Genomic DNA, 10265 nt, shown 5'->3' with positions numbered 1-10265 from the left:
AGGCGGGTGGACAGGCCCGCGGCTTCGAATTCGCCGCGCAGCCAGGCGCGGGCCTCGCCGAACAGCGGCGAGAACGCCCGGCGCGTCCAGGGCATGTCGGGCAGGGTGAAGCGGGACAGGGTTTCGACGCGGGCCCAGAGGCGCTCGGCGTTCAGGGGCGGAAATTCGACAGCCATGGTTCCGGTCCTCAAGCCTGGCCCGGGCGCAGGAAGCGGCCGTCGCCCTTCTGGTTGACGATGCGCTGGCCGTCGAACACCTGCTGGCCGCGGCACCACGTGGCGGCGACGCGCACCGAGAACTCGCGGCCCTCGAACGAACTCCACTGCACGGCCGACAGGCTGCCCGCGGGGTCGTAGGCATGGCGCTCCGGCTTGAGGATGACGATGTCGGCGTCCTTGCCCACCTCCAGCGAGCCCTTGCGGTCGTCCAGCAGGAAGTGCCGCGCCGGGTTGCGGCTCAATTGCCGCACCACCATGGACGGCGCGATGCCGTGCTCTTCGCAGCCGGTCCAGAAGGCGGGCAGCAGCGTTTCGAGGCCCGGGCCGCCGGACGAGTTCTTGAAAACGTTGGGATTCTGCTTGCGTTCCAGCCCCCAACTGACGTGGTCCGACGAGACGAAGGTGCATTCGTCGTTGGCGATATGGGTCCAGAGCAGGTCGACCTCCGCCTTCGGCCGGATCGGCGGATAGTGCTTGGTCTTGGCGCCGAAGCGCCGGGTGTGCTCTTCATGGTTGAGCATCAGGTACTGCACGCAGGTTTCGATGCTGGCGCGATGGCCGTTGCGGCGGTACATATTGCAGATCTCGAACCCGCGCGAGGTCGAAACGTGCACCGCGTGCGCGCGCGCGCCCGTCTCGGCGCCGATCTCGTAGATCAGCGCGGTGGCCAGGTTTTCGATCAGCGGCGTGTGGGCGCGCATGAAGGCGTCCCACCCCGTGTCTGCGGCATCCACCAGGCGCGCGATATTCTTGCGCGTCAGCTCCTGCATCTGATTGTGCACGCCGCAGGCCAGTCCGGACGGCGCGATCAGCCGGAACGCCTCGTACAGGTCGTCCTCCTCGATGCGGGGGAAACGGCCTGGCGTAGCCTCGAAGGTCGAGAACTTGAACGCGCACACGCCGCCTTCGATCAGGCCGGCCGCGGCGGCCAGGCCATGCTGGGTGTTCAGGGTGCCGAACAGCGCGACGTCCACATGACAGTCGCGCTCCGCTTCGGCGATCTTGGCGTCCAGTTGAGGACGCGAGGCCACGGGCTCCGGATCGTCGTAGGGCATGTCCACCATGACGGTGACGCCGCCCGCCGCCGCGGCGCGCGAGGCCCAGCCCAGCCCCTCCTGGTTCTGCTGGCTGCCCGAATGCACTTGGCCGTCCACCACGCCGGGGACGATCCACTGGCCCCTCGCGTCCACGCTGGCCCGCGCCGCGGGAGGCGCGCCCACGCCGCGCGCCGCGATCTTTCCCTCCCGCACCGCCAGCCAGCCGTCCACCGCCACCGCATCCGGGTCGACGATATTGCCGCGCACCACCAAATCGAAATCGCTCATGACCGCTTCCATCCTTAAATCAGTGGGTGCAGTGTAGTGAGCGACCTGCCAAAACGTCTTATGCTTATATGTGCATCGGAATTAACATCAGGTTAAGCATATGAAATTGAATCTGCGGCAGATCGAGGTCTTCCGGGCCATCATGCTCAGCGGTTCCATCAGCGGCGCGTCCAAGCTGCTGTTCGTGTCCCAACCCGCGGTCAGCCGATTGATCGCCTATACCGAACAACGCCTGGGACTGATGCTGTTCCAGCGCATCAAGGGCCGGCTCTACCCCACGCCGGAAGCCCGCCGGCTGTTCGTGGAAGTCACCGCGCTCTACCAGAACGTGCAGCGCGTGAACGAAGTGGCCGACAACCTGGCGGAGAACCGCGAGGGGCAGTTGCGCCTGTCCTGCAGCCCCAGCCTGGGCCAATCCCTGCTGCCGCGCGCCATCGCGCAGTTCCGCAAGCGCTACCCGCAGATGCGCATCGTGCTGCAGACCCAGATCCCGGCGACGCTGCAACAGGCGCTGCTGACGCAGCAGGTGGAACTGGGCGTGGCCTATATGCCGGTGGAGCACCCGAGCCTGGCCTCGCAGCCTCTCTACGAGAACAAGATCGTCGCGGTCCTGCCCAAGGGCCACCCGCTGGCCGCGCGCGGCCAGGTGGAAGTGCGCGACCTGATCAACGAGCCGCTGATCGGCTACAGCGCCGACATTCCCTTCGGCATGCTGATCAACCGGCTGTTCGGCGACGAGGACTCGCAGCCGGAACCGCGCATCGAAGTGCAGCAGGCCCACGTGGCCTGCGCCCTGGTGCAGGCCGGCGCGGGCGTGGCGCTGGTGGACGAAATCACCGTGGCCGGACCGATTTGGTCGAAAGTGGTGACGGTTCCCATCCGAGGCACGGTGAACGCGCCCGTGAACGTCTTCCATTTGCAGCTACAGCCCCTGTCGCGCCCCGCCCTGGCCTTCATCAACGTGCTGCACAACCTCGAACAGCACAACTAGGCCCCCTTCTGCCCGATATGAACGTCGGGGTTATCCCTTAGCGTGACCTCAACCGTCCCCCATGTCCCGCTATGGCGGGGGGCCAGGGATTAATTTGATGTTATGGACCAGGAACAAAAGGTAATACGACATTATCGAGATTGATTTCTATGATGCGCTCGTCTTTCCGGGGACCACATACACCACACACCAGGCGCAACCCGAACGCGCACGATCTGAATTGGGAAATAATGAAGGACATCTCCATGAATCTGGGCGCCGAGGCCTTGCCGGGCCGGACCGCGACCCAACCCGCACGGCACCACAGCGGACGCAAGGCAGTCATTGCCGCTTCGGCCGGCAATGCCCTCGAATGGTATGACTTCACGGTCTATGCCCTGTTCGCGGTCTACATCGGACAGAATTTTTTCAAGGACGCCAACCCGACCGTCCAGCTAATGACGTCGTTCCTGGCCTTCGGCCTGGGCTTCGTGGTCCGTCCGCTGGGCGCGCTGGTACTGGGTTCCTACGGCGACCGCGCCGGCCGCAAGGCGACCCTGACTCTGACCATCATGCTGATGGCCCTGGGCACCCTGCTGATCGCCGCCGCGCCTCCCTATGCCGCCATAGGCGTGGGCGCTCCGCTGCTGATCGTCTGCGGCCGCGTGCTGCAAGGCTTCTCCGCCGGCGGCGAAGTCGGCGGCGCCACCGCCTTTCTGGTGGAACACGCGCCCGAAGGCAAGCGCGGCCAATACGCCTCCTGGCTGCAGGCCAGCATGGGCATCTCCAATCTGCTGGGCGCTCTCGTGGCAACCCTGGTCACCACCCTGCTGACCGAGCAACAGGTCGGCGAATGGGGCTGGCGCATTCCGTTCATCATCGGCCTGGCCATTGCGCCGGTCGGCTTGTGGATGCGCGCCGCGCTGGACGAAACGCCGCACTTCCGCGAAGAACAGGAACGCCAGGCTCGCCAGAACGCCCGGGTCAAGGCGCCGCTGCTGGCCGTCATCCGCAACTATCCCAAGGAGCTGCTGACCGGGCTTTGCATGTCGGTACTCTGGGCCGTCGGACCCTACGCGCTCATCATCTTCATGCCGATCTACGTGCAGAAGTCGATGGGCTTCACCAGCTCGCAAGCTTTCCTGGCCGCGCTGGTGGGCAATCTGTTCCTGACCGGCGGCTGTGTATTCTCCGGCACCCTGTCGGACCGCTACGGCCGCCGCAACCTGCTGCGCGCGGCCGCCCTGGTCCTGCTGATCGCCGTCTATCCGCTCATGATGTGGCTGCAGGCATCGCACACGCAAATGACGCTGATCGTGGTGCAATCGCTGTTCTGCCTGATGGTGGCGATGTACGTCGGCGTGGCGCCCGCCGCGCTGTCCGAGGTGTTCCCCACCGCGGTGCGCTCCTCGGGCATGTCCCTGACGTACAACACCGCGGTGACCGTCCTGGGCGGCTTCGCTCCGGCCATCCTGACCTGGATCACCTACACCACGGGCGTGGCCTTCGCTCCCGCCCTGTATGTGATGGGCGCCAGTATCGTCGCCCTGGTGGCCTTGACCGTGCTGCCGCAGGGCAGGCACATTTAAGCGCCCGCCCCCCCTACCCCGCCACAGCCTCTTCCAGCATGTCCAGCCGGTCCTGGCCCCAGAAGACCTCGCCCCGGTAGACGTACGCGGGCGATCCGAACACGCCGGCCTCGACCGCCGCGTCCGTGTTCCGCCGATAGGCCGCCCGCGCCTCGGGCCGGGCCGCCGCCGCCAGCAGCGCCGGGGCGTCCAGCCCCTGGCGCAACAGGATGGCGCGCAGCGTGGCCGCGTCGGAGATGTCCTGCTCGTCGCACCACTCGGCCTTCAGGATGGCCTTGTACAGCGCCGCCACCGGCAGGCCGGCCTGGTCCGCGGCGATGACGATGCGCGAGGCCAGGCCCGCGTCGGGGCACATGTGGGCCGGTTGCGGATTGACGTGGATCCCCAGCTTGCGGCACCAGCGCGCCAGTTCCGCCACGCGGTAGGCCAGGCGCTCGGGCGAGCGCCGGCCCAGCAGGATCCCGCCGGTGCGGGCATAGACGTCGGGCAGGTCCACCGGCAGGTAGCGGATCGCCGCCCCCTGGCGTTGGGCCAGCGCCTCCAGGCGGTCGGCGCCCAGGTAGGCCCAGTCCGAATTCATCCAGAAGTAGTAGTCGATGGTTTTCATGGCGTCCTCAGTTTGGCGCTCGAAGGCACCCGCAGGCCGACGGCCGCGGAGGCCTCGCTGCGCATCAGCCACGCGCTGAACAAGGCGATCACCCCCAGGATGCTCAAGTACCACACCACGTAGCGGGGATCGCCCCCGCCCTTTGCCAGCAGCCAGGTCGCCACGATGGGCGCGAGGCCGCCGCCGATGGCGCCGGATACCTGCACCGCCAGCGAGATTCCCGTGTAGCGGACTTCGGCCGGGAACTGGCTGGAGAACAAGGTGCCTTCCGGCCCGTACAGGCAAGCGTAGACCAGGCCGACCGCGAGGCAGACCGCCAGGATGATCCACCCGGTGTCGCGCGTGCCCAGCAGATGGAAGAACACCGGCGCGCAGGCCAGGATGCCCACGGTGCCCGCCATGAACACCCATTTGTGGCCGATCCTGTCGCCCAGCATGCCGAACAGCGGCATGGTGAACAAGGCGACGGCCGCGCCCCAGATCGTGGCGTCCAGCATGACCGAGCGGGGGATGCCCAGGGTGCCCGTCGCGTAGGCCAGCGAGAAGGTCACCACGGTGTAGAACCAGGTCACCTCCGCGAGCCTGGCGCCCACCACCACCAGCAGGGCCCGCCGGTGATGCTTCAGCACCTCGGCCACCGGCACCTCGACCTTGGCGCCTTTTTCGCGCATCTGCTCGAAGTCCGGCGATTCGGCCACCTTGACGCGGATGAACCATCCCACCAGCAGCAGCACGACGCTGGCCAGGAACGGCAGGCGCCAGCCCCAGGCCAGCATGTCGGCCTCGGGCAAGGCGGCGACGGCCCCCATCGCCAGGGACGACAGGATCAGGCCCGGCGCCACGCCGGCCTGCGGCAGGCTGCCGAAGAAGCCCTTCTTGCCGGCCGGCGCGTGTTCCACCGCCATCAGCGCCGGGCGCGCCGCGACGGATCGCCGGCATCGGCGATGCTGGCGGCGGCCACCGCGCCGGTGGCCCCCGTGATGCCCGCCAGGATGCGGCCCGGGTACAGCACCCACAGCGCCGGCGCGGCCGCCATCACCACGTAGTCGACGGCCGCGCCCGCCAGCGACGCCAGCAGCACCGGCCGCCGCCCGTAGCGGTCGGACAGCGCCCCCAGGACGGGCCCGGCCAGGCATTGCGCCAGCGCGTACAGCGACAGCAGCAGGCCGTAGTGGGCGGGGGTCGAGGCCGGGTCGCTCAACTGGTCGAGCAGGCCGGGCAACACCGGCATGATGAGCCCGATCCCGGCGGCGTCCAGGGTGACGATGAAAAGCAGCAAGGCGATGGCGCGGTCCGGCATGAGGATGAAATTTATCAACGATAAGTTTTCGCATGATAAATTGATCGTCGATAAATTATCAAGCCGAACCGGAATCCCCATGGCCAAATTGCAACGCGACGCCGTCATCGCCAGCGCCCTCGAACTGCTCAATGAAGTGGGCGTGGACGGCCTGACCACCCGCAGGCTGGCCGAGCGCCTGGGCGTGCAACAGCCAGCGCTGTACTGGCACTTCAAGAACAAGCAGGCGCTGCTGGACGCGCTGGCCGACGCCATGGCGCGCAGCCACACCCAGTCGATGCCGCCGCCCGGCGCGCCCTGGAAGGACTTCCTGTACGCCAATGCGCGCAGCTTTCGCCGGTCGCTGCTGGCCTACCGCGACGGCGCCCGCATCCACGCCGGCACCCGCCCCGCCGAGCCCCAGTACGATCGCGTCGAGGCGCAATTGAAGCTGCTCTGCGATGCCGGCTTCAAGCCGCTGCAGGCGGCCAACGCCCTGGTCGCCATCGGCCACTACGTGGTCGGCTCGGTCATGGAACAGCAGGCCGCCGAAGCCGCCGCCCCCGAACGCGCCGACCCGCCCACGCCGCCGCCCGCCCTGGCCCGCGCCATGAAAGCGCTGGACAGGCAGGGACCGGACGCCACCTTTGAATATGGCCTGGCGATGATGCTCGCCGGCCTGGCGCCCGACTGAATGCCGCCGGCCCACACCCCCAAGGACAACCCGACATGACCACGCCGCCCTCACGCCCCATTCCCGCCACCATCGCCGCCGTGGTGCGCGACGGCCACGTGCTGCTGGTGCGGCGCGCCAACCCGCCGGACCAGGGCCGCTGGGCCTTTCCGGGCGGCAAGATCGAGGCCGGCGAACGGATCGAGGACGCCGCCGCGCGCGAACTGTTCGAGGAATGCGGCGTACGCGCCCAGCCGCTGCGCGTCTTCGACGCCGTCGACGTGTTCGACCATGACGAGGCCGGCGCGCTGCGCCGGCATTACATCCTGATCGCGGTGCTGTGCCGCTGGCAGGCCGGCGAGCCGGTGGCCGGCGATGATGCGCTGGACGCGCGCTGGGTGCCGCTGGCCGAGCTGGAGGGCCAGGCCCTGGCGACCAGCTTCGGCGTCGCGGCGGTGGCGCGCAAGGCGCTGGCGCTGCTGGAAGGCTAGCGCGGCCCGCCCGCGATCTGCTCCAGATACCGCGTCGGCGACACCCCCATCACATTGCGGAACATATAGACGAAGGCGCTGGCGCCGGCATACCCCAGCGCCCGCGCCACGCTCACCACCGGCTGCCCCTGCAGCAGCCGGCAGATGCCTTCGTCGATGCGCACCTGCAGCCGCCAGTTGTGGAAGCTCATGCCGGTCTCGTCCTTCATGCGCCGCGCCAGCGTGCGCGCGCTGGCGCCCATGCGCTCGCCCCACTGTTCCAGCGTGTCGTCGTTGCCGGGCGACTGCAGCACCGCCGCGCAGACCTTGCGCAGGCGCCGGTCGAACGGCAGCGGCAGTTGGCGATGCTGCCGCTCGGTGCCGGCCAGCAGGTTCAGCAACAGCTCGGCGCTCAGCCGCTGCACCGGCCCGTGGCGCGCCACCGGCTGGTTCAGCGCCAGGATCAGTTCGCGCATCAGCGGCGCCACGTCCAGCGCGCAAGTATCCTTCCATAGCCAGGGCGCGGCGTCGGGCGCGATGAAGGCCGAGCGCATCGTCACCTGGCCGACCATGCGCACCTCGTGGGCCACGCCCGGCGGGATCCACAGCGCGCGCATCGGCGCCAGCAGCCAGGCGCCGTCCTCGGTCATGACGCGCATGATGCCGGTGGGCGAATACATCAGTTGGATGCGCTCGTGCGAATGCGGCTCTTGCCGCTGGCCATCTTCGTAGTGGAACGAGCGCGCCACCACGGGCGGCGCCTCGACGGGAAACTCACGCATTGGCGGGATTTCGATAGAAAAGGTTGAAAGGCTCGCAATCCAGCCAGTTATGTCCGTTTTTCGACATTTTCTGTCCAGCGCGCAGGGAAATTGCTTTTTATCATTAATGCAAATGATTCCCATTGTTTTCAAAAGAAAATGACGCCCGCCGCACTTCTCCCTGTCGCATTTGCCCCACGCCGCCTCCCCGCCTTCCGCCTGACCCTCGCCGCCGCCCTGCTGGCCCAGGCCTGCCTGCCCGGCCTGGCCCGGGCCGCCGACGATGTCCCGCAACTGAGTCCCGTACGCGTCACCGGCGCGGCCGAGAAACTCTCCGACCCCGGCCAGACCGAGGGTTCGCAGTCCTACACCGCCAACACCGTCACCATCGGCAAGAGCGCCACGAACGTGCGCGACATCCCCAACTCGGTGTCCGTCGTGACGCGCCAGCGCATGGACGACCAGAACATGACCACCGTGCAGGACGCGCTGCGCGAGACCACCGGGGTGAGCGCCATGAGCTATGGCGACGGCACCGCCTATTTCACCGCGCGCGGCTACGAAACCGACGTCCAGTTCGACGGCGTGCCCGCCAACGGCGCGCTGCAATACCTGCCGCAGTTCGACTTGGCGATGTACGACCGGATTGAAGTGCTGCGCGGCCCGGCGGGCCTGCTGCAAGGCTTCGGCAGCCCGGCCGGCACCGTCAACCTGGTGCGCAAGCGTCCGCTGGACGACTTCAGCCTGACCGGCAGCGTCATGGCCGGATCCTGGAACAACTACCGCACCGAACTGGACGTCACCGGCCCGGTGACCGCCGACGGCCGGGTCCGCGCCCGGGCCGGGCTGGCCGGCCAGGACCGCGACTACTCGATGGACGAAGCCCATACGCGCCAGGGCCTGGTCTACGGATCGCTGGAATTCGACCTGACCGCCAATACATTGCTGACGCTGTCGGCGGCCTACCAGAAAACGCGCATGGAGCCTTTCGACTACGGCCTGTCGACCTATTCCGACGGCAGGTTCGTGGACGGCCCCCGCTCCGGCTTCTACGGCGTGGACTGGGCGCGCGGCGATACCGACCTGTCCGAGTTCTACGCGGAACTGAGCCATCGCTTCGCCAACGGCTGGACCGGCCAGGTGTCGATGAATTACCGGGCGACCGACCTGGACAGCAAGTACGGCTACATCGACGGCCCGGTCGATCCCGCCACGGACCAGGCGGCCTACTGGCTGCAATTCCAGAAGGACCGCATCCGCTGGATGGGCCTGGACACCCACGCCTCCGGCCCGTTCACGCTGTTCGGCCGCACCCACACGGCCATGGTCGGCGCCAACTACGCCGAGCGCAAACAGGACAGCCGGTCGTCGGGCGCCGGCATCGACAGCGTCGACATCCACCACATCGACGTGCCGGAAATGGATGTGCCGTTCACCTCGGGCGACAACAGCAAGTCCAGCCAGATGGGCGTGTACGGCCAGCTCAGCTTCAACGTGGCCGATCCGCTGACCCTGATCGCCGGAGGCCGCCAGAGCTGGTATCGCAACGCGACCCAGCCTGTGCTGCCGACGGCCGGCGACACGCGGCGCGACCCCGAAGTGCGCAAATTCGTGCCGTACTTCGGCGCGGTGGCGCGGTTGAACCCCTGGTTGTCGGCGTATGCCAGCTACTCCGACGTATTCGCCTTTTCGGAAGCCTGGCAGATGACGGCCGACGGCAAGCCGCTGGCCCCGCGCACGGGCAAGCAATACGAGATCGGGCTGAAGGGCGAGTTCCTGGACGGCGCCGCCAACGCGTCCCTGGCCCTGTTCCGGATCCGCGACAACCACCGTGCCGTGCCGGACGACGCGAACCCTGGACGGTATGTCTCCCAGGGCGAAGCGCAAAGCCAGGGCGTCGAAGCCGAAATCACCGGCCGCCTGCTGCCCAACTGGGACGTATACGCCGGCTACACCTATCTTCAGACCCGCTACCTGTCCGACCCCACGCAGGAAAACCAGATCGTGAATCCGGAGTCGCCCAAGCACCTGTTCAAGGTCTGGACCACCTACCGATTCACGCCCGACGTGCTGCCGGGCTGGCGCGTGGGCGCGGGCGCGCGGGTGCAGAGCCGCACCAGCCGCAACGGCGAGTCGTGGCAGGGCGGCTATGCCGTGGTCGACGCGCAGGTCGGCTACCGCGTCAACCGCAACCTGGACGCGTCCATCACCTTGAACAACGCGTTCGACCGCCACTACTACAGCCGGGTGCCGTCCAGCTACTACAGCGTGTATGGCGAACCCCGCAATGTGATGCTGACCTTGCGCGCCACATACTGATCGCCGCCCGGTCTCCGGGAAGGATGCGGTAAGGTGTAGCCCCTCACCCCTTAT

General features: G+C 67.8%; 9 protein-coding genes and 2 pseudogenes. 5 read left to right on the top strand and 6 right to left on the bottom strand.

From position 1 onward, the window contains the following. Both AVE30378_RS32915 and AVE30378_RS25325 read right to left on the bottom strand, forming a co-directional pair. A pseudogene (locus AVE30378_RS32915) lies at positions 1–176 on the bottom strand (Zn-dependent hydrolase); the annotation flags it as partial. 11 nt (positions 177–187) lie between these two features. Next, complete coding sequence (locus tag AVE30378_RS25325; protein WP_129244795.1) at positions 188–1543, bottom strand: dihydroorotase; 1356 nt, start codon at positions 1541–1543, stop codon at positions 188–190. A gap of 100 nt (positions 1544–1643) precedes the next feature. Here AVE30378_RS25325 and AVE30378_RS25320 point away from each other — a divergent pair, with 100 nt between their 5' ends. After that, positions 1644–2534 (top strand): LysR family transcriptional regulator, encoded by an 891-nt coding sequence (locus tag AVE30378_RS25320; RefSeq protein WP_129244793.1) that lies wholly within the window; start codon positions 1644–1646, stop codon positions 2532–2534. 245 nt (positions 2535–2779) lie between these two features. Continuing rightward, positions 2780–4102, top strand: a complete 1323-nt coding sequence (locus AVE30378_RS25315; protein WP_208742437.1) for an MFS transporter — start codon at positions 2780–2782, stop codon at positions 4100–4102. Between the two features lie 13 nt (positions 4103–4115). Here the strand turns inward: AVE30378_RS25315 and AVE30378_RS25310 are convergent, their stop codons facing one another. The 3 genes and pseudogenes from AVE30378_RS25310 to AVE30378_RS25300 form a co-directional block, all read right to left on the bottom strand. Further along, complete coding sequence (locus AVE30378_RS25310; protein ID WP_129244789.1) at positions 4116–4709, bottom strand: 2-hydroxychromene-2-carboxylate isomerase; 594 nt, start codon at positions 4707–4709, stop codon at positions 4116–4118. After that, the gene (locus AVE30378_RS25305; RefSeq protein ID WP_425265792.1) at positions 4706–5614 is read right to left on the bottom strand and encodes an MFS transporter; all 909 of its coding nucleotides are present in this window, start codon (positions 5612–5614) and stop codon (positions 4706–4708) included. Before AVE30378_RS25305 ends, AVE30378_RS25310 begins: the two co-directional genes overlap by 4 nt. 5 nt (positions 5615–5619) lie before the next feature. Then, positions 5620–6009 (bottom strand): annotated as a pseudogene (locus AVE30378_RS25300) (MFS transporter); the annotation flags it as partial. 79 nt (positions 6010–6088) lie between these two features. Between AVE30378_RS25300 and tetR the strand changes: the two are divergent. Both tetR and AVE30378_RS25290 read left to right on the top strand, forming a co-directional pair. Beyond that, positions 6089–6682 (top strand): tetracycline resistance transcriptional repressor TetR, encoded by a 594-nt coding sequence (gene tetR / locus AVE30378_RS25295; RefSeq protein ID WP_129244787.1) that lies wholly within the window; start codon positions 6089–6091, stop codon positions 6680–6682. A 35-nt stretch (positions 6683–6717) separates the two neighbouring features. Beyond that, positions 6718–7152: an NUDIX hydrolase gene (locus AVE30378_RS25290; RefSeq protein WP_129244785.1), complete on the top strand. Its 435-nt coding sequence runs from the start codon at positions 6718–6720 to the stop codon at positions 7150–7152. Here AVE30378_RS25290 and AVE30378_RS25285 read toward each other — a convergent pair. Continuing rightward, positions 7149–7913: an AraC family transcriptional regulator gene (locus AVE30378_RS25285; protein WP_129244783.1), complete on the bottom strand. Its 765-nt coding sequence runs from the start codon at positions 7911–7913 to the stop codon at positions 7149–7151. The two genes, AVE30378_RS25290 and AVE30378_RS25285, sit on opposite strands and share 4 nt — an antisense overlap. Positions 7914–8051: 138 nt before the next feature. Here AVE30378_RS25285 and AVE30378_RS25280 point away from each other — a divergent pair, with 138 nt between their 5' ends. Further along, complete coding sequence (locus AVE30378_RS25280) at positions 8052–10211, top strand: TonB-dependent siderophore receptor (protein WP_129244781.1); 2160 nt, start codon at positions 8052–8054, stop codon at positions 10209–10211. Positions 10212–10265 lie beyond the last annotated feature (54 nt).

The organism is Achromobacter veterisilvae, assembly GCF_900496975.1.
In the GTDB taxonomy this organism is placed as follows: Bacteria; Pseudomonadota; Gammaproteobacteria; order Burkholderiales; family Burkholderiaceae_B; genus Achromobacter; species Achromobacter veterisilvae.
The sequence above is the reverse complement of the archived record's forward strand: the minus strand, read 5'-3'. Positions and strand labels throughout refer to the sequence as shown.

Excerpts from the sequence above, each read along its gene's own strand:
- AVE30378_RS25325 (WP_129244795.1), bottom strand. The coding sequence starts at position 1,543 with ATGAGCGATTTCGATTTGGTGGTGCGCGGCAATATCGTCGACCCGGAT.
- AVE30378_RS25320 (WP_129244793.1), top strand. The coding sequence starts at position 1,644 with ATGAAATTGAATCTGCGGCAGATCGAGGTCTTCCGGGCCATCATGCTC.
- AVE30378_RS25315 (WP_208742437.1), top strand. The coding sequence starts at position 2,780 with ATGAATCTGGGCGCCGAGGCCTTGCCGGGCCGGACCGCGACCCAACCC.
- AVE30378_RS25310 (WP_129244789.1), bottom strand. The coding sequence starts at position 4,709 with ATGAAAACCATCGACTACTACTTCTGGATGAATTCGGACTGGGCCTAC.
- AVE30378_RS25305 (WP_425265792.1), bottom strand. The coding sequence starts at position 5,614 with ATGGCGGTGGAACACGCGCCGGCCGGCAAGAAGGGCTTCTTCGGCAGC.
- tetR (WP_129244787.1), top strand. The coding sequence starts at position 6,089 with ATGGCCAAATTGCAACGCGACGCCGTCATCGCCAGCGCCCTCGAACTG.
- AVE30378_RS25290 (WP_129244785.1), top strand. The coding sequence starts at position 6,718 with ATGACCACGCCGCCCTCACGCCCCATTCCCGCCACCATCGCCGCCGTG.
- AVE30378_RS25285 (WP_129244783.1), bottom strand. The coding sequence starts at position 7,913 with ATGCGTGAGTTTCCCGTCGAGGCGCCGCCCGTGGTGGCGCGCTCGTTC.
- AVE30378_RS25280 (WP_129244781.1), top strand. The coding sequence starts at position 8,052 with ATGACGCCCGCCGCACTTCTCCCTGTCGCATTTGCCCCACGCCGCCTC.